Origin of the sequence: Pontibacter sp. MBLB2868, assembly GCF_051904785.1 — a bacterium.
In the GTDB taxonomy this organism is placed as follows: domain Bacteria; phylum Bacteroidota; class Bacteroidia; order Cytophagales; family Hymenobacteraceae; genus Pontibacter.
Window position 1 is genome coordinate 4008466 of record NZ_CP196710.1, and the last position, 19435, is coordinate 4027900.

General features: G+C 45.3%; 13 protein-coding genes. 10 read left to right on the forward strand and 3 right to left on the reverse strand.

Features of this window, described 5'->3' with window-relative positions:
• Window positions 1-32 precede the first annotated feature (32 nt).
• From ACSX1A_RS17080 to ACSX1A_RS17115, 8 genes are all read left to right on the forward strand, one after another.
• Entirely contained in the window at window positions 33-659 is a 627-nt protein-coding gene (locus ACSX1A_RS17080) for a lipoprotein signal peptidase (RefSeq protein ID WP_439880855.1), read from the forward strand.
• A gap of 125 nt (window positions 660-784) precedes the next feature.
• Complete coding sequence (locus ACSX1A_RS17085; protein ID WP_439880856.1) at window positions 785-2572, forward strand: ABC transporter ATP-binding protein; 1788 nt, start codon at window positions 785-787, stop codon at window positions 2570-2572.
• A gap of 727 nt (window positions 2573-3299) precedes the next feature.
• Window positions 3300-5567 carry a ribonuclease R gene (gene rnr / locus ACSX1A_RS17090; RefSeq protein WP_439880857.1) on the forward strand — a complete coding sequence of 756 codons (2268 nt, stop codon included), beginning with the start codon at window positions 3300-3302 and terminating at the stop codon, window positions 5565-5567.
• 8 nt (window positions 5568-5575) lie between these two features.
• On the forward strand, window positions 5576-6550 hold the full coding sequence (locus ACSX1A_RS17095) for a polyprenyl synthetase family protein (protein ID WP_439880858.1): 975 nt from the start codon (window positions 5576-5578) through the stop codon (window positions 6548-6550).
• Window positions 6551-6642: 92 nt separating this feature from the next.
• Window positions 6643-7266 carry a rhomboid family intramembrane serine protease gene (locus ACSX1A_RS17100; protein ID WP_439880859.1) on the forward strand — a complete coding sequence of 208 codons (624 nt, stop codon included), beginning with the start codon at window positions 6643-6645 and terminating at the stop codon, window positions 7264-7266.
• Window positions 7267-7364: 98 nt separating this feature from the next.
• Window positions 7365-7847, forward strand: coding sequence for a fasciclin domain-containing protein (locus ACSX1A_RS17105; RefSeq protein ID WP_439880860.1), 483 nt, complete (start codon window positions 7365-7367; stop codon window positions 7845-7847).
• Between the two features lie 191 nt (window positions 7848-8038).
• A complete protein-coding gene (locus tag ACSX1A_RS17110; protein ID WP_439880861.1) occupies window positions 8039-8467 on the forward strand; it encodes a hypothetical protein in 429 nt (142 codons plus the stop codon).
• A 175-nt stretch (window positions 8468-8642) separates the two neighbouring features.
• Window positions 8643-10421 carry an SLC13 family permease gene (locus ACSX1A_RS17115; protein ID WP_439880862.1) on the forward strand — a complete coding sequence of 593 codons (1779 nt, stop codon included), beginning with the start codon at window positions 8643-8645 and terminating at the stop codon, window positions 10419-10421.
• 190 nt (window positions 10422-10611) lie between these two features.
• On the opposite strand, the gene ACSX1A_RS17120 is transcribed toward ACSX1A_RS17115, so the two are convergent.
• Window positions 10612-12465, reverse strand: coding sequence for an ABC transporter ATP-binding protein (locus ACSX1A_RS17120; protein WP_439880863.1), 1854 nt, complete (start codon window positions 12463-12465; stop codon window positions 10612-10614).
• A 154-nt stretch (window positions 12466-12619) separates the two neighbouring features.
• Here ACSX1A_RS17120 and ACSX1A_RS17125 point away from each other — a divergent pair, with 154 nt between their 5' ends.
• Window positions 12620-15268 carry a DUF3857 domain-containing protein gene (locus tag ACSX1A_RS17125; protein WP_439880864.1) on the forward strand — a complete coding sequence of 883 codons (2649 nt, stop codon included), beginning with the start codon at window positions 12620-12622 and terminating at the stop codon, window positions 15266-15268.
• Window positions 15269-15385: 117 nt separating this feature from the next.
• Window positions 15386-15844: a hypothetical protein gene (locus tag ACSX1A_RS17130; RefSeq protein ID WP_439880865.1), complete on the forward strand. Its 459-nt coding sequence runs from the start codon at window positions 15386-15388 to the stop codon at window positions 15842-15844.
• Window positions 15845-16503: 659 nt separating this feature from the next.
• Here the strand turns inward: ACSX1A_RS17130 and ACSX1A_RS17135 are convergent.
• Both ACSX1A_RS17135 and ACSX1A_RS17140 read right to left on the reverse strand, forming a co-directional pair.
• Window positions 16504-17553, reverse strand: a complete 1050-nt coding sequence (locus ACSX1A_RS17135) for a glutathione synthetase (protein WP_439880866.1) — start codon at window positions 17551-17553, stop codon at window positions 16504-16506.
• 38 nt (window positions 17554-17591) lie between these two features.
• Window positions 17592-19433 carry a tyrosine/phenylalanine carboxypeptidase domain-containing protein gene (locus tag ACSX1A_RS17140; RefSeq protein ID WP_439880867.1) on the reverse strand — a complete coding sequence of 614 codons (1842 nt, stop codon included), beginning with the start codon at window positions 19431-19433 and terminating at the stop codon, window positions 17592-17594.
• Window positions 19434-19435: the final 2 nt, after the last annotated feature.

The following is a 19435-nucleotide window of genomic DNA, read 5'->3' on the forward strand; positions in this document are numbered from 1 at the left end:
TCTTTTCTAGACTGAAGCTGTTAAATAAAGATATGAAATACTGGAAATATTACATGGCGGCACTGGCCGTAATCGTGTTGGATCAGGCTGTGAAGCTGATAGTGCACTACAACATGGAAATGGGCCTTCCCGGCGAAATTCAATTAGTTGGCGACTGGCTCAAGTTGCACTACACCCTTAACCCAGGTATGGCTTTTGGGGTAGAACTCGGCTCAGATTATGGCAAACTGATACTAACACTGTTCCGCCTGGTTGCTATGTTCGGTATAGGTTATTACTTGTATTACCTGGCAAAGCATAAAGCTCCAAAAGGCCTTATTTGGTGCATTGCGCTCATTTTGGGCGGTGCCATCGGTAACCTTATCGATAGTACTTTTTACGGTGTTTGGTTTGATAACGCCCCTTATGGTGCTACCACTCCCTGGTTTCATGGCCAGGTGATCGATATGTTTTATGTTGATATATGGGAAGGCATAATCCCGCATTGGGTCCCTCTTTTAGGCGGTAAACCTATGTCGTTATGGCCTATTTTCAATGTAGCCGATTCTGCTATTTTTATCGGAGTGCTACTGATCCTCTTCAACCAAAAGCGCTTTTTTGGTCATCATGAAGAGCCAGCACGAAAGGCTACTATCGTTGAACAACAGCAAGGGCTGTAGTATAAAAAGAAATAAAAGAAGGGAGCTGTTCCATGTGGAGCAGCTCCTTTTCTTATTTTAGTGGACTGTAAAAAACAGATCCATTCAAATCACTTACTTTTACGAAAAGCCTAAACTATTCTCTTTTGCCTGTACCTACTCCTATACTTCAAATTAAAGACTTAGAAACAGTCTTTTCAGCAAAGCATGGTTTTGTGAAGGCCGTGGACAAGGTTTCTTTAGAGGTATTCGCAGGAGAAACGGTAGCCATCGTTGGAGAGTCAGGCTCGGGCAAATCAGTAACTGCATTATCGCTGATGCGCCTTATCAACACATCTGCGGGAGTAAAAACCGGCGGTGAGGTTATTTTCCAATCCGCTCTGTTAGGGCAGGTAGACCTGATGACGCTGCCTGAAAAGCAGATGCGGTCGATACGGGGCAATGAGATTTCAATGATCTTTCAGGAGCCGGCATCCTCTTTAAACCCGGTCTTCTCTTGTGGAAAACAGGTAATGGAAGTGTTGCTAACTCACAAGCATTTTTCCAAGAAAGAGGCAAAGGAGCATGTATTGCGGCTCTTTGAAATGACTAAGCTGCGTAAACCTGAAAAAATATTCGATGCTTATCCACATGAGCTATCAGGTGGACAGAAGCAGCGCGTTATGATTGCAATGGCAATGGCCTGTAAGCCTGGTCTCTTAATTGCCGACGAGCCTACCACTGCCCTGGATGTAACTGTGCAGTCACAGATCCTGCAATTACTAAATGAGTTACGATCACAGCACAATACTGCTCTTCTGTTTATCACACATGATCTGGGAGTTGTGGCCGAGATTGCTGATCGGGTACTGGTGATGTATAAAGGGCAGATAGTGGAGCAAGGCAAGGCAACGGAGATTTTTTCAAATCCTAAGCACCCCTATACCAAAGGACTACTGGCTTGCCGGCCAACTCTTTCTACCAAAGCCCATTCTCTACTTCCCACCATATCAGATTTTATGATGGAGGATGAGTTTGGCAATGTTCATGAAAAAGAATATCATGCACCTGAGCCAACTCCGGCAGATGCTGGAATTACTCATACAGCCCCGGTTCCAGATAACAAACAGCAAGAACAGGATGTATGGCAGAAGGCACCTTTGCTTCAGGTAGAAAACCTAAAAGTTTATTTCCCGGTCAGAAAGGCTTTTTGGAGACGCCATGCTGACTATGTGCGAGCTGTAGATGATGTTAGCTTTCAAGTTCAGCCTGGTGAAACAGTAGCTTTAGTAGGAGAGTCCGGTTGTGGCAAAACAACGCTGGGCCGAGCCCTGTTAAGACTTTTAGATGCAACAGCGGGCCGTATTATTTTCAATGGCCATAACATGTCTCAGTTAAGCCCGGAAGTGCTTCGAATAAGCCGGCGTGATATCCAAATGATTTTCCAGGACCCTTATGGTTCTCTTAACCCGATGCACACGGTAGGAGAAGCAATTATGGAACCCATGCGTGTGCACAAACTCTACTCCAATAAACAGAAATGCCTTGCAAAAGCGATGGAATTGCTTGAAAAAGTGGGGCTTATGCGTGAACACTTTGAGTATTATCCACACACTATGTCGGGTGGGCAGTTGCAACGTGTTTGCATTGCGCGTGCTTTAGCCCTGCAACCTAAACTTATCATCTGCGATGAGCCGGTTTCAGCTCTGGATGTGTCGGTGCAGGCCCAGGTACTAAATTTGCTCAATAAGCTAAAGCGCGAATTCCAGATCACTTATATTTTCATCACGCACAATTTGTCTGTGGCAAAGCATATGGCTGACAGGGTTTTGGTGATGAACCATGGTATGATAGTAGAAAGTGGCGTTGCGGCTCAGATATTCGAACATCCGCAGCAGGAATATACGAAGTCACTAATAAGAGCAATTAGCAAGATAGTGCCACAGGTCGTCTGACTTTGCAGGAGAAGTATGAAAGGACGTTGGCGGAATAATGGAGAACTATTGCTTGCAGGCAAAAAAAATAGCTTTAATTCAGATATAACAGAATTAAAGCCATCAGGTAACTTGTTGAAGAGTGATTGATACTTTTGATCAGTCAGTTCTTTTGTTTCTTAAGCGGTTTCTTTTAAACCTGTACAATGTATAACTTTCATTAACATCTTTAGCAAAAAGATATAGGCAGTAAAGGAACAATGGTACTACGAAAATTGAGGCTGCAATGAACATTTTAAACTGTGTTTGTTTCTAAAAAAGGAGTTAAGATACTCGTGCGTTCAAAGCCAAAATAATAGCCAAAACTTTTATTATCCAAAAGTAGAGCAGCAAATAGGTTAATATTCAATTAAAGTTACAATATTATGTTATTTATGTATAATTATTCTTTAATTTAGATACGTACATAAGCTGTTGCAGCGTCTTTTGATGGCATAAATAGTTAGTTAATAAAGCTTAAGCGTTGTAGCACCTCGTGGCGGTTTGAATAGTGTTCCCTGTCTTGGTATTGACACACCTTTCAGGCTAAAGTTCCCCCTTTTTCCAGCTTATATAGAAAATTCTCTATAAATTACACAGGTCTTTAGCCAATCCCCCTATTCAGGCGTATAGTATAAAAACTTTTAAGGTTAAAGATTGTAAATGGATGCGGTGGCTATAGTGGCTATCCCCATATTGAAGAATATTCATGAGAAGTAAAAGCAGTAAAAAAGGCGATAGAAATAAAGATAATCGCAAAGATCGAAACAGCTCCAGCGGAAGGGGCGAAACTCCAGCTACAAGAAAAACATCATCAAGGGGCGAAGCATCTGCCAGAAGAGAGCCAACAGGCCGTAGAGGAGCACAAAAATCACTTAAGGCCACCGTATTAGAAATTTTCTCCGATAGCCCTGATTATACTTTCACCCAACGTCAAATCTGTCGGCGGATGGGTGTGGTAGATAAAAATGGCCGCGAGCAAATAGAGAATGTTTTAAACGTACTCAAATCAGAGAATAAAATACTTAAGGTAGATGAAGATAAATTTATCATAAATCTTAAAGTAGATATTATTACCGGGCGTGTAGACCTGGCAAATAGCAAGTATGGCTACATCGTTTCAGAAGAGCGTGAAGAAGATATACGCGTATTCCGGGAGCATCTGAAGTATGCCATGGATGGCGATCTGGTAAAGGTTGAGGTGCTGCCAACTGTGCGTGGTGGCCGCCAGGAAGGCGTTGTGGTTGAAGTACTGGAACGTAAGCGCACCGAGCTGGTGGGCGTGATGGAGTTATCCAAAAACTTTGGCTTTGTAGTACCGGACTTCAAGCGCTTATACTTTGATATTTTTGTTGGCGAGCGTGGCCTGAATGGAGCACAGTCCGGAGATAAAGTATTGGTCAAGATCGTTGAATGGCCGAAAGACCCTGATAAGAATCCGACAGGAGAGGTAATACGCGTTTTCGGCCCAGCTGGTGAGAACGAGGCGGAGATCCATTCGATCATGGCCGAGTTTGGCTTGCCATTTGAGTTCCCGGAAACAGTAGAAGAAGAAGCGGAGACCATTTCAGATAAAATTACAGCCGGAGAGATTGCCAAGCGCCGCGACTTCAGGGATGTTACCACTTTTACCATTGACCCTGCAGATGCCAAGGATTTTGACGATGCACTCTCTATACAGAAACTGGAGAACGGCAACTGGGAGATAGGGGTGCACATTGCCGATGTAACGCACTACGTTAGCCCACGCAGCATCCTGGAGAAAGAAGCTTACCACAGGGCCACATCTGTGTACCTGGTGGATAGGACGATCCCGATGCTACCTGAGCGCCTGTCCAATGGACTTTGCTCCCTGCGCCCTAACGAGGAGAAGCTGACATTTTCAGTAGTGTTTGAGCTGGATGATAATGGTAAACTCTACGATACCTGGTATGGCCGAACTGTTATCTATTCGGATCGCCGCTTTGCCTATGAAGAGGCTCAGGAACGAATTGAGACCGGAGAAGGTGATTTTGCCGATGAGATCAATATATTAAATCGGATTGCTAAAAAATTACAGGCCAAGCGATTTAAGAATGGTGCCATCAGTTTTGAAACGGTGGAGGTTAAATTTAAACTGGATGAGCAGGGCAGGCCACTTTCAGTGTATGTGAAAGAGCGAAAAGATGCTCATAAACTTATTGAAGAGTTTATGCTGCTGGCCAATAAAAAAGTAGCAGAATATGTGTATAACTTAGGCAAAGGCAAAAAGCACCCGACAATGGTATACCGTACACACGGCTCACCAGACCCGGATAAGCTTAGTACTTTCTCCTTGTTTGCCCGCAAGTTTGGCTACAAGGTAAATCCGGATGGTGATATTTCAGTTGAATTGAACAACCTTACCGAAGAGATAGAGGGTAAGCCTGAACAGAGCGTACTGCAAAACCTGGCTATCAGAACGATGGCAAAGGCAAAGTATAGCACTGACCCTGAAGGGCACTTCGGACTGGCCTTTGATCATTACTCTCACTTCACATCGCCTATCCGTCGTTACCCGGATATGATGGCCCACCGACTGTTACAGCATTACCTGGATGGCGGAAAATCTGCTGAGAAGGAAGAGTATGAAGAGCGTTGCCAGCATTCATCTGAAATGGAAAAGCGTGCTGCAGATGCTGAACGTGCTTCTATTAAGTATAAACAGGTAGAGTTTATGAAAGACACCATTGGCAACGAGTACAAAGGAATTGTGTCAGGTGTCACAGAATGGGGTATATTTGTGGAGATCGAGGAAAACAAGTGCGAAGGTATGGTGCGACTGTCAGATCTTAATGATGATTATTATGAACTAGACGCAAGCAACTACCGCATTATTGGTCGCCAGACAAAACGCATTATTTCGTTTGGCGATGAAGTGATCGTAGAAGTGAAGAGCGCAAACCTGAATGACCGCACCATCGATCTTGAACTGGTAAAAACCCTGAAACAACATTAAGAAGACCTGTGGATATCTCACATCTCTCTGAAAAGATTCATCATACTTTATCAACGCTGCGCTACGGCGAAAACCCACCAGAGCTATATGAGCCGATCCGGTACATTATGGCACTGGGGGGCAAGCGTATTCGCCCTTTACTGGTACTTTTAGCTGCTAAAATGTACGATGAGGATGTGGAGCACGCACTTTTGCCTGCTGCTGCAGTAGAGGTTTTCCACAACTTCACGCTGATGCATGACGACATCATGGACAAGGCTCCACTACGTCGTGGGCAACAAACGGTTCATGAAAAGTGGAATGCCAACACTGCTATTCTAAGTGGTGATGTAATGCTTGTACGTGCTTATGAGCTGCTACTCGGCATAGCGCCGGATAAGTTAGCCAAGGTAATTAGGTTATTCAGCATTACAGCCGCTGAAGTGTGTGAAGGCCAGCAACTGGACATGAACTTTGAACTGCGCGAAGAGGTAAGCATCCCGGAATACATCCAAATGATTACGCTTAAAACAGCAGTGTTGCTAGGCTTTAGCTTAGAACTGGGTGCTATACTACAAGGGGCGCCCGATGCGGATTCCGAGCACCTGAAAGCATTCGGAGATAACGTTGGTATAGCTTTCCAGCTACGCGATGACCTATTGGATGTATACGGCGACAAGGATAAGTTTGGTAAACAGGTTGGCGGTGATATACTATCCGATAAAAAAACCTTCCTGATGCTGACTGCACTGGAGCAGGCTGACAAAGAACAACTTGCTACTATTAACAACTGGCGCAATAAAACGGGCGAAAGTGTAGCTGAAGAAAAAGTAAAGGCAATTACTTCGGTGTACGATCAACTCAATATACGTCGTCAAACGGAACAGCACATCGATCTGTATTTTCAGAGAGCCCTGCATCATCTTGACGCCATCAATCTGCCGGAAGAAAGGAAATCAACTATCCGTGGGCTGGCCTTGCAGCTGATGGAGCGTGATAGTTAATTAAATTGCTAAATGGTTGCGTGATCAGGTAGCAGTTGTAAATGCTGCCAACCATTCAGTTAGTCATTAAATCAGTTATTCAAAATTAGAAAATGAGCGTTACTATCATACTTATTATCATTACCGTTGGCATTTCCCTTTATGCATTCCAAAATCAGGATCTGATGCACAAATGGATCTTTCAGCCCTATGCTGTACAGCGTGATAACTCGTGGTACCGCTTTTTAACTTCCGGCTTTCTGCACGCCGACTTTACGCACCTGTTCTTCAACATGTTTACGCTCTATTTTTTCGGCGATGTAGTTGAGCAGACGTTTGATATCATTTTCGGACCAGGTACGGGTATGTTGATCTACCTATTGATTTACGTCGGCGGGATCATAATTTCTGATATCCCAACATTTTTTAAACACCGTAACGATCCGTCATACCGCGCATTGGGTGCTTCGGGTGGTGTTGCTGCAGTCGTTTTTTCTAGCATATTATTTTACCCTACACAAGATATCTGTTTATATGCGGTGCTGTGCGTGCCAGGGTTTATACTAGGGGTGCTGTATGTGGTGTATTCCTACTTCTCAGGTAAAAAGATGGGCGATAACATCAACCATGACGCACACTTGTATGGCGCTATTTATGGGTTTTTATTAACCCTTGCACTTGTGCCACAGTCGCTTCCAAACTTCTTCTCAGAGATCAGTAACTGGCGCTTGTTCTAAAGCAGAGCTTTAACAGGGAATCAGAAAATACATCCTTTGTTATGTGGCTGTTATAAATTCACTTCCGTATAAAACGCTACAATCAAGCCTTTATACCTGTGAATTTACTTAAAACGATCACCCTTGCTAAGTTAGCCCTTATAACAGTGCTGGTGTGTGGCGTGGGCCAGGCGCACGCACATAAGGTAGTCACGGAATACCAGGAACGTAGCTCCCTGTTACAATATGTAATAGATACCCAACCTACGCTGGCAAATCTGTTAACAAAGGCAGGGTTAACACCTATACTATCTGGTAACGATACTTATACGTTACTGGCTCCTCCTGAACAAGAGCTAAAAAACCTTGAAAATGAATCACCACAGAAGATCAGGACGATCTTGTCAGGTCATATTCTCAAAGGCAGCTATAAAGAAAGTGATCTTAAAGACGGGGCCACAGTAGAAACGCTGGCTGGTACAAAAGTTACTATTTGCCGGAAGAAAGATTATACCCTGGTGGATGGTGTGCGCATAGTAGAGGCAAATAAAGTGGTAAAAAATGGCGTGGTCCATGCACTGGGAGGCATAATAAAGTCTTAAGTATAGCGGAAATTATCTGTAGTGGTCGAGGCACTGTTGTAGTTGATAACAGGGCCTCGACCTTCTTTTTTGTTCGGATACATTTTAAGTAACAGGCAAAATAGGTATAAATTAGTTTTCAAGATTCAATTTATACTTCTTATAATGTAAAGCAGCACGGGGTGGTTTGCGTAAGTAACAAGCACCTACTTATGTATAGCACTGAAGAAAATACTGACTCTGTTACGCCTATCGTGCATGTTGCTAGTACCAACTGCTACGAACTGATTTACGATTCTGCTAAAAACAGAATATACTTTACTTTAACCGGCTATTGGAAAAGCAAGAATAGTGTTCCTGCCTATTTAAGCGATTGGCAAAAAGCTTTAGCTTTAACCCGTTCCGGTTTTTCTGTGCTATCAGACTTACGTACCATGATTACGCACCCACCAAGCATCAACAACCTCCACATAGAAGTTCAGAAACTTATCGGAGAAGGTGGTGTAGTACGGGTTGCCCGCCTCGATCCAATCGATTTGATCGCAAAGCTCCAGGTAGAACAGATATATGGCCAGAGCTCCCTTCCCTTGCTTACTTTCGCCACTCCGGATGATGCAGAAGAATGGTTGAATAAAGCTTAATCATTCTAACTAGTAGATAACCAAGTCGGTAGCATAGCCTTTATGCCTTAAATTCGTATGCAAGCATAAAACTATATTTGCATATCAAGAGTATCTGCTAGCTAATAGCTATGACTGTTGTTTTTGCAGCCTGATATAGCCAAAGTCCTAAAGCTAAATCCCTATTACTGTACCTATGACATATGAAATTGCCATAGTTCTGGGAATAATTATGCTGGCTGTGGTCCTGTTCGTTACAGAGCGCTTGTCCATAGACACAGTAGCCATTCTGATAATGGTGTTGTTTATGATGACCGGCATTCTGACGCCCTCCGAGGGTTTTGCTGGCTTCAGTAATCCTGCTACCATTACAGTGGCCGCTATGTTTGCCATCAGTTCGGCTATTTTTAAGTCAGGTGCTTTGAGCAGTGTGGGGGTGGTGCTTACCCGCATTGGTCGAAAAAACTACCTGCTGTGCCTGCTGTCCCTGATGCTGATCTCCGGTGCACTTTCCTCTTTTATAAACGATACAGCAGTTGTGGCGCTTTTAATGCCCGTAGTGATACAGGTAAGCCAGGATATAAAGATAAGTCCGTCCAAGCTGCTAATTCCGCTCTCTTTTGGTGCTTTGATGGGAGGGGTATGTACGCTTATCGGAACATCTACCAATATTTTAGTAAGTGGGATTGCAGAGGCACAGGGAGAGGAGCCTTTGCAGATGTTTGAGTTTACCAAAGCCGGCATCTGGTTCCTGTTGCTGGGTATTGTGTATATGTTTCTGATTGGCCGGCACCTGCTCCCTAACCGCGGTCTAGCCGAAGACCTTTCCGAAAGCTTTAACATGGGAGATTATATCACAGAGATCGTCCTGCTTCCTGATTCTCCTTCGGTAGGCCTCCCACTTTATAAGTCAGGTTTGGTACAGAACCTGGATGTAGAGGTAATGCAAGTAACGCGTAACAAAGACCGGATTCAGGTTTTCCCGTCACTCATCTTGTATGCCGATGATGTTTTGAAAGTGCGCTGCAGTGTAAACAAACTGAAACTGCTGAAAGAAGAAAGAGGCATAGAACTTAAGTCAGAGCGAAAGTTCAGAGACAGGGACCTTCGCATAAACGACAGTAAGTTGTATGAGGCCATCGTAACCCCAAACTCTTACCTGGAGGGGAAATCAATTAAAGACCTTGACTTCCGGTCGTACAATTATGGAGCATCGGTCTTAGCAATTCGGCACAGAAATGAAATATTGCACGAAAAACTGGCTCACGTAAAACTTTCTGCTGGTGATGTGCTGCTTATAGCCGCCGACAAGTACCAGGCAGATAAGCTTAAACAAAACGAAGACATCCTGATCATATCACAAACAGAGCGAAGCCCATACAACTATAGTAAGATCATTCCTGTGTTTTTGATAAGTGTGGCAGTAATAATGTCTGCTGCTTTTGGTATTATACCTATTGTGTTAAGTGCTATGACGGGCGTAGTGCTGCTCATACTTTTTAAGTGTATTAGTGTAAGCGAGGTTTATAAGGCAATAGACTGGAAAGTGATTTTTATGCTAGCCGGCGTGCTATCAATGGGTGCTGCCCTGGAAAAAACAGGTGCAGCTAAGTTACTGGCAGACTACCTGATTTATGGTGTTGGAGAATATGGGCCGCATGCGCTGTTATCGGTGTTCTTCTTTATCACCTTCATGACCACTAACTTTATGTCGAACAACGCTACTGCGGCACTTCTGGCACCTATCGCAATAGTAACAGCCAAAGAGTTAGGGGTAAGTGTTAAGCCTTTTCTGATGGCTGTAGCCTACGCGGCATCGCTCAGCTTTATGACCCCTATGGGCTATCAGACTAACACCATGATCTATGGTCCTGGTAACTACCGCTTTTCCGATTACTTAAAAGTAGGAACGCCGCTTAATATTTTACTCTGGATATTGGCCTCTCTTATACTGCCAATGTTTTTCCCATTCTGATAAAGATGTTCCACGTGAATACTTCTGATTAGCTGCTGAGCTGAATTGAGTTGAATAATAGAAAAGGCGTTACTGTAGCAATTACTGGCAAGAAAAATGTTGCTCTACCCAATACAGGAGGGATTTGTGAGAATGTAAACTTTAACAATAAGCTTTATAGTCATTCAAAAGCTAGTCCTTCCAAATTAGTCTACAAATAACCCTGCGCCTGCAGCAGGAACAGCTCAGCATACTTCCCGTTTTTAGCAAGTAACTCTTCATGAGAGCCAAGTTCTTTTAGCTGGCCCTGCTCCAGGAAGAGAATTCTGTCTGCCATCCGTACCGTAGAAAAACGATGAGAGATAAGTACAGCGGTACGTCCTTCAATGAGCTCTGAGAAACGAAGAAACACTTCATGCTCGGCACGTGCATCCAGGGCAGAGGTAGGTTCATCCAGGATAAGAAGCTGCGCATCGCGCATGTAAGCACGCGCTAAAGCCACCTTCTGCCATTCACCGCCCGATAGGTCCACGCCATTGTTAAAGCGTTTACCCAGCACCTGGTCATATTTATCAGGAAGGCGCTGGATCACGAGGTCGGCAAGACTTTTTTGAGCAGAACCCTGAATACGCTCTTTGTCACTGATATTGCTGATCTGGCCAATAGCGATGTTATCAGAAGCTGTCATCTGGAAACGGACATAATCCTGGAAGATGATCCCCACCTGGTGGCGAAGGTCATCCAGGTTATAGTCTCGCAAGTCAATGCCATCAAGCAAAATTCTGCCTTCTGTTGGCTCATAAAGCCTGGCCAACAGCTTAACCAATGTTGTTTTACCGGCACCGTTTTCACCCACCAAAGCCAGTTTTTCCCCGGCCTTCAGGTGGAAAGACAAGTTTCTGACTGCCCACCTTTCGCTGTTATGATACTTGAATCCAACGTTTTCGAATGTAAAGCCATACTTAATTGGTCGGGGTATACTCAGCGGGTTTACCGGCGGCGTGATTTGCGGCTTCAGTTCCAGGAAGTCGAACAGGTCCTGCAGGTACAAGGCACTCTCTGCGATCTGTGAGAAACGTGTCATGATACCTTGCAGGAGACCGCGCATGCTGTTAAAAGATCCCGCTAAAAAGGTAAGGGTACCCACTGTTATAATGCCTGCCACTGTCTGGAACAGAATGAAAACATAAGCCCCATAATATGCCAGCGCCCCCAAAGAGGAAAGAATGCTTCCCCACACAGCTCTTTTCAGGGTGATGCTCTTGTTCAGGTTGTAATATTTATCAGATAGTTCTTTAAAGCGGCCAGACAGGAAGCCAGAAAGGTTGAAGGTTTTCACCTCCTTCGCTGTTTCGTCGGAGGCTCCTATGTAGCGCAAATAGTCCAGTTCGCGGCGCTCCGGGGTCCAGGAGCGGGAGAGGGAGTAACTGCGTTCGTTAAAATAGGTTTCTCCCAGAAATGACGGAATCACTGCTATCAACAGTATAAGTATGAGCCACGGGTTAAAAGTAATCAGACCCACTGCCAGGAAACCGATGGTGACAATATCCTGTAATTGCGAGAGGACCTGCGACATCAGCACTACCCGTGTAACAGTTTGTCGCCTTGCCCGCTCCAGTTTGTCATAAAAGGTGGCATCCTCAAACTGGGCAAGGTCTAGCGTAGCAGCATGCTCAATCAAAGTTATGGAAGTCCGGTTAGAGAACAGGTCCCCGAGCAGGCTATCCAGCAGTGTAATGCCGCGGTTGATAATATCTGATAATATGGCCAGCCCCAGTTCCAGCGCCACCAGTATCCAGAGGTAAGATAAATTGCGTGCTCCCGTTACATCAATCTGCAGGATCACTTCATCTATGATCAGTTTGCCAATGTACAGCATTGCCAGCGGCAGAGATGCCTTCACCAGGCGCAACAGTATATTGCCGATGGTCATGCCTTTGCTGGTTTCCCAGATAAGCCTGAAGAATTTAGGGAGGTTTTTAAGTGCCCCCATCTGTTCCCGGAAGCTTTTCTTCTCACTGTTTGTTTTAGCTGCCACTCGCTCTCCTTTTCTTTCTTTACTCATACTACTTATTTTACGCTGCTGCTTTTGGCCTTGCTATACCTATACCAGCCAGAATCCATTATGTTTTGTGCTTTAGCATGTACTAATGCCAATTTTTGAATATATGATAACATTAATTATACTATATTTAAAAGGAATTTCACCTGTTGGATATATGAAGCACTTTTACAAAGAAAACAACTTTAAATCGCTGGCTGTTACATTTCTGTTTTTACTGGCGGTAGTCTGGCAGCAGACAGCACTTGCCGCACCCCGCAATGTAACTGTTAAACCTGAGCCAACCTGGATCAAAAAGCTGCCGCAGCGCACGCAAACCAAAATTAGCCCGGATGATGTTAACGGTGGTTACCATTACCTGCTAATGAACATGCAGATAGAGGTAGCGAAACAGGAAACTTACTACCGTAACGTATACAAGCTCACCACAGAAGAGGGTGTGCAGAACTACTCGGAGATCAGGCTCAGCTTTGACCCGAACCATGAACAGCTGCAGTTGCACAAAATAGTTGTGTGGCGCAATGGCAAACCCATAAACAAGCTCGACCTGAACAAGGTAAAAGTTATCCAGCGCGAACAGGGTATGGACAGGGGGATTTATGATGAAAGCCTTACAGCTGTACTGGTATTGGAGGATATACGTGTCGGTGACATACTGGAGTATGCCTGTACGATAAAAGGAGGAAACCCAGTTTTCAGGGGTAAGTTCTTTAACTCTTTCAACCTGCAAAACTACGACCCCATGGATGAACTGCTGGTGCGTATCGAAGTGCCTCAGAACCGCAAACTTAACTACAAGCTTTACCGCACAAACAAGGAGCCTAAAGTTGCAAAGGAAGAGGGAAATACTACCTATACCTGGCACCTGCAAAACCTGCCCGGTACTGTGGTAGATGATGAGACTCCATCTTGGTTTGACCCTTACCCTGGCGTATACATGTCTGAGTTTAACACATGGCAGGAAGTTGCCCAGTGGGCGCTTCCGTTGTACCAGGGGTTTGATAAGCCTGCTAAAGCACTTCAGGCTAAGATCGATAGTATTAAAAGTACAGTTGGGAGTGATGAACAGCGCCTCGAGGCCGCGCTTCGGTTTGTGCAGGATGAGGTACGCTACCTGGGCTATGAAGCAGGTATAGGCGGGTTTAAGCCACGAGCGCCTTCAGAGGTCTTCAACAGTCGTTTCGGCGATTGCAAAGACAAGGCTTTGTTGCTGTGCACAATGCTGCGGCAAATGGACATTACCGCTTACCCTGCGCTTGTTAACTCCAGTACCCAGGCGCATGTGCAGGACGTGCTTCCGTCGCCTTCAGCGTTTAACCACTGTATTGTGCAGGTGGAGTTGCTTGGTGGTAAAACGTATTGGTACGATGCCACTATAAGCAAACAACGAGGCGACTTTAAGAATATTTACCTGCCGGAATATGGAAAGGCCCTCGTAATAGCTCCAGCAACTAAAAAACTTACCACAGTCGTTTCTCCCACTTCAGATAGGCCACATGTGCAGTCGCATGAGATCTACTACATTGACGCCATAGATAAGGCTGTTACTCTTGAGGTGCGCACGGAATATACTGGTTCAGAGGCTGATTATCAGCGCAGCTACTTTTCCACTACCAGTATGAATGATATTGATAAAGGCTATCTTAACTTTTATGCTAACCAGTACCCGGAAATTGAGAAAGCACAGAACATCAGAACCGAAGATCAGGAGATAAACAATACCTTCATAGTAATTGAAAAATATACTATCCCGAACTTCTGGATTGCCCAGGACGATAATGAGAAGGTAGTAGAGGCCTGGTTCTCGCCGCTGCTGCTGCGCAGCTATATCCGGCAGCCACAAACAATTAAGCGTACCATGCCACTGGCACTAAGTCATCCGCTTTATGTTGAGCAGAAGATAACAGTGCTGCTTCCGGAATCTTGGCCAATAGCTGATGAGGAAAAAGAGGTAGAGGATAATGCTTTCTATTTCCGGAAAACAGTAGCATATGGTCCTGCAGGCAAAGAACTGACGCTACACTATTCTTATCAATCGCGGCAGGACCATGTAACGGCTGCGGCCACGGCAGGATACCTGCGCAAGCAGAAAGACCTGCTGGATGAGTTAGGTTATGGTATAACGTATAATAAAGCCTTCATCAGCGGCGGGGAAAAAGAATTCAGCTGGGGAATGTTACTAGTTGTTGTGCTGCTGTTCGCCGGCTTTTCCGCGGGGGCTTACAAGCTGTATTTCTGGGATCCACTGCCAGCGCAGGGGTATCAACTGCTAAACGGAGAACGTATCAGTGGCTGGCTGGTGCTTCCGTTGATCGGTTTAATATTTACCCCGATCCGGGTGCTGAATTTCCTGTCTACAAATGAGTATTTTAATCAGCAAGTGTGGGCCGAACTATTAAATACCTCCTCAAATGTTTACTCGCCGGCACTGGTGAGTGTTTCTTTGGGCGAGTTAACAGCAAATGTTGCTTTCCTGGTATTCAGTCTGCTTTTCATTTACCTGTTCATCAAACGGCGTACCAGTGTGCCGAAGCTGATGATGATCTATTATGGCGTTAACTTATGCTATGTGCTGCTTGATAATTTACTGGTACACATGCTTGATCTGCCAGGAGTAGCAACGGATGAGAGCGTAAGAAACATTATAAGTGCGCTTGCCGGTGCAGGCATCTGGATTCCATATTTTAAGACTTCTACAAAAGTAAAGGCTACTTTCGTGGTGCAACTTAACCCGGACCCGACAGAAGACGATGCACAGCAGGTGGAAGAAGAGGTGATGGAACATACTCTGGTAACCGGGGAGTAAGTGTTACATCGGCGACGGTAAGCAAACAAAGCATGTTCTATATCTTGCCAGCTAATTTTTTTACTGGATAAACAATAGCTGGTATCTGAATCAGGCAAATAGGAGTAAAGCTAATTTATGACGAGATATTTACTGTATTTCCTTACAGGCTTTGCCCACGCAGTTGTTATTCTGTTTTACAGAGGGTATTTAGGCGCGGCAACAACAACTTATGCTACAGTAGCGCTTGTTGGTGCCATGGTTTTATTTGGATTGGTATCCTGGTTAAAGCTGTTCTTGGAGAAGGTAGGTGCAGTAGTGGCAGTGCTGTGCTTATTGGCGCTACTGCCCTGGACGGTAGAGGCCGGACAACAGGCTTTGGAGCAGGATGCTTTCTTAAGTGGCGTGCTGCTTATTACACATGCTGCCCTGGCATTTCTGGTGCTTGCTTCCTTTATTACAAGTATGCGCTATATTTTCAGCAGGCGCTCCTGGGCGGCAGGTACCTCCAGGCCTGGTCTGGCAGGGAAGATCATTGTGGCACTTATACCCATTGCTATTCTGATTGCCTGGCTCCTTATCATGAACAAGGTATAATTACCTATATAGCAGAAGAGCCTGGTTAAAAACCAGGCTCTTCTGCTATATGTCTAACTTAAAATTGGAGAGGTATACCCCTCTATATTAATGAGAAAAGCCCTGCCAGAATATGACGGGGCTTTCTCTCACCTTAAACAAACTAAACTAATCTAAACTTTAACTAACCTTATCTTTAGTAATAATACTTCTTATCCAGGGGCCCGATCTGTAGTTCTAAACACTTTTAGAGCCATATGCAGGCACTGACCTAAAGGGGGAGAAAAAATTTTTTTGAAAAATATTTTCCTTCGGGTTTGCAGGTATAAAAGCTTATGTATATATTAGCTTTCCGCAATTCCGTTCCTCTTAAATCGGGTGCAAAATTAGTGTTTTGTTTTCTTCTTGCAAACAAAGTCACATTATTTTTTTTGATATTTTGGAGGGATGCGTCTTTTTAAAGTATAACCACCTGATTTTCAGTTGTTATTAAGGCGAAACTTATTTGAATATTTTTTCAAAATAACAATTTCACCCTACCTGAATCGATGGTTTTAATGGAATAATGTTGCAACACCATATGTTATGGCCGAGGATTATGGCTGTAATAAAAAAAGCTGCACCGGTTGAGGAGTAACCCCAGCCGGTGCAGCTTTTTTTTACAGAATATTTTCTGCGGGTCAGATCATTGCAACTGTCTTATTATCGATCTGCACCCCATATGTTTTCTTGTAATGCACCTTGCGCTCCAGGGCGGCAATAACCGGCTCTGAAAAGTCAACGCCTTCCAGTTCACTTGCTGTTGGCAATGCACCCGGACTAAACACATTGATCTCCATCAGCTTGTCGCCTACAATATCAAGCCCTACCAAGAACATTCCATCCTGAATAAGCTTTGGCTTTACCAGTTCTACCAGGTCCAGCATGCGTTTATCCACCTTAGCGGCAACGGCAGAACCTCCTGCGTGTATGTTGCTGCGGATATCATCCGGGCTGTTTACGCGGCGTATAGCGCAGTATTTTCCTTTATGCTGCAGTGCTTCACCGTTCATCACAAACAGGCGTACATCGCCTTCAGTGGCCTCCGGCAGGTACTCCTGCGCAATCACATAACCATCGCGGCTAATAGCCTCCACAATCTGGTTCAGGTTTGTGGCATCTTTCTTCTTTACCATAAATACACCCGAGCCTCCAGAGCCCTGTAGCGGTTTCAGGATGATGTTATTCTTCTGCTCGTTAAAAAATTCCTTTATCTCCTCTTTGTCACGGGTAATGAGGGTGCGGGGTCTCACAGCTTCCGGGAAATGCTGAAAATACATTTTGTTAACAGCATCGGAAAGAGAGGTAGGGTCGTTCAGCACGATCACACCATGGCGCATGGCCAGTTGGCCGAAGATTATACCTGCATTCTGTGCCCAGGCACGCCCTTCCGGTTCTGAGGAGGGGTCATTGCGCAGCATCAGCACGTCAAGTTCACGGGCAGTTACGCGCACCTTTTTCGCTTTTTCACTGTGGATATAATCAATGTAAGTAGCCGGAGACTTAAACTTGTGATTTGGGTCTGCATGCACCGCAGTGGCGCCCATATACCCATCAGGGTAATATGCCAGGTCGCCTACGCCCATCAGGTAAACTGTGTGGCCGGCATTATGAAGCCGCTGAGCTAAAAAGATGGTTGTATATTGTGCTTTTTCAGTTTCTATGTTATTTACTACAAATCCTACTGTCATGTGGGTGTGTTTCTATGTTGGTTGATGTGGTTGGAAGATCACAGTAAGTTAAATACTGAAATACCGGCTTTAAGTTGTTTCAACTTAGGTCGGATAGCCGGATCTAATAAATAGCGCGGTTTAATTGGTACAGGCCTTAGCACATTGCGATAAATCAGCTCCTGTACAATAGGAATGTAGTCCTGCCTTATCTTGCCGATCAGTAGTGGCTCCAGGTCGTTCCCTTCTTTCAGATATTCGAGCAGGTGCACAAGGCCCCGCAGGTACACCGCATCTTTGGTCAAACCACCCCCGCGGTGCACGCGCATAGTTACATCCCAAGCCACCTCATCATCAAAATGATGCTCCTCTTTCAGGCGCCGGAAGTTGTCTGTGAAGCTGCACCCTTTGGTGAGGTGATATACTGTAACTACCCGGGCTGCCAGGATGCGCATCCTGTCCTGATCAAGGCCTCCTACCAGCCACTCACTTAGCACGGCAAGGCCCTCCTGCAGTTCTTCGTAACCGGGGCTGCCGACATAAAGCTGCTGCAGCGGCTGTGCCCTGCCATTAAAGTAGGTAAGGATATGCGTGCCCACCTCATGCTGTATAAGCGCCTCGGCCCGATGCCGGGGTATACGGGCATCGGAGCCCACGTTCAACCTGCCCTTCGATACGATCAAGCCAATAATATCATCCCGAACATCAACGCCAGAATCCACACCCGGGAATTGTTCCTTCAGGAAAGAGATTTCCTTTTCGGCCAGTGCCTTAAATTCTTCTACTGGTATAATGTCGGTGTTTTTATCGCGTGTAGGTTCCGGGATGGCTGCCAGAATGCCCTCTGCTACTTTCAGCAGCTGATCATCTACGCCGCCATACAACTGCATGCTGCTGTACAAAAAGGCAGGAGTACTGCGGTCTGCCAGCATGGTGAGCATCTTGTCCAGCTCATGCCGCTTATCCCGGAACAGGTAGGACAGGGTCGGGTCATCCACTTTCTCAACCGGGATATTGTAAAGTTTACGCTTTAGCTGATCGGCATCCACAGGCATGAGGCGGTAATGGAAAGTTGGCGTTTTGCTAAACCTGCTTTTCTGAAACTCTTCCCACGCCTCCTTGTTGTTAACGGGGGTTACCAGTAGCAGGAAACGAAACTGGTCGCTGATACTGGTCAGCTGTTTATCAATACGCCATACTACCCGGTTTACTGCCTGCCGGCCCAGCGCCTGAAAATGCACAGGCTGGTGCGTTGTCTGAACCTGTACAAAGTCAAAAACAGCTTTTTTTATAGCATCGGAAATTTTCTCCCGCAAAGTGCGAAGTAGTAGCGGGTATACTTTACCCGTGTCAGTATTCTTGTAAACAGGTTTTAGTTGTAAGCCCAGGGTTAGGATACCGTGTTTCTTAAGTTCCTCCACAGGCATCAGGCAGTATGGCTCCTGTAGCAGCGGCTCGTTGGAAGCAACTTCTACGGTTGTCCGGACACCACTCAGTTTTATACTTTCCAACTCTTTTGTCAGGACTTTTAAGGTAGCGGGTAACTGCTTTTCCGGGCCCAGAATTTTGAACAGTGGTGCGTCAGGTTCAGGGGCGGCCATCAGTTCTATCAGCATAAATGCCCCAAATTTATCAGCCATTGCTTTAGCTATTTCCTGCACCAGGTTGCGTAGCTCCTCTGTCTGCTCCTGATCAGCGATAATGTAAGCGGCATTGGCTTTTACAAAATCTGCCGTAGCGTGGTCTGGCTCGCCCTCTGGATGGCGGAACAGTACAAGGAAAGGCAAGGGGCGGTCAATGTACACCAATCCACCATCGGGCAGACGGCGGTGCACCTGCTTTCCCCGCTTCAGGCTGCGTACAATTTTTCTGGTAAAGTTATCGGTTATACTTTCGATCATGG

Bases quoted from the DNA above. Each gene is read 5' to 3' on its own strand.
- ACSX1A_RS17110 (WP_439880861.1), top strand. From the start codon at position 8,039: ATGTATAGCACTGAAGAAAATACTGACTCTGTTACGCCTATCGTGCAT.
- ACSX1A_RS17125 (WP_439880864.1), top strand. From the start codon at position 12,620: ATGAAGCACTTTTACAAAGAAAACAACTTTAAATCGCTGGCTGTTACA.
- ACSX1A_RS17120 (WP_439880863.1), bottom strand. From the start codon at position 12,465: ATGAGTAAAGAAAGAAAAGGAGAGCGAGTGGCAGCTAAAACAAACAGT.
- ACSX1A_RS17100 (WP_439880859.1), top strand. From the start codon at position 6,643: ATGAGCGTTACTATCATACTTATTATCATTACCGTTGGCATTTCCCTT.
- ACSX1A_RS17080 (WP_439880855.1), top strand. From the start codon at position 33: ATGAAATACTGGAAATATTACATGGCGGCACTGGCCGTAATCGTGTTG.
- ACSX1A_RS17135 (WP_439880866.1), bottom strand. From the start codon at position 17,553: ATGACAGTAGGATTTGTAGTAAATAACATAGAAACTGAAAAAGCACAA.
- ACSX1A_RS17140 (WP_439880867.1), bottom strand. From the start codon at position 19,433: ATGATCGAAAGTATAACCGATAACTTTACCAGAAAAATTGTACGCAGC.
- ACSX1A_RS17130 (WP_439880865.1), top strand. From the start codon at position 15,386: ATGACGAGATATTTACTGTATTTCCTTACAGGCTTTGCCCACGCAGTT.
- rnr (WP_439880857.1), top strand. From the start codon at position 3,300: ATGAGAAGTAAAAGCAGTAAAAAAGGCGATAGAAATAAAGATAATCGC.
- ACSX1A_RS17115 (WP_439880862.1), top strand. From the start codon at position 8,643: ATGACATATGAAATTGCCATAGTTCTGGGAATAATTATGCTGGCTGTG.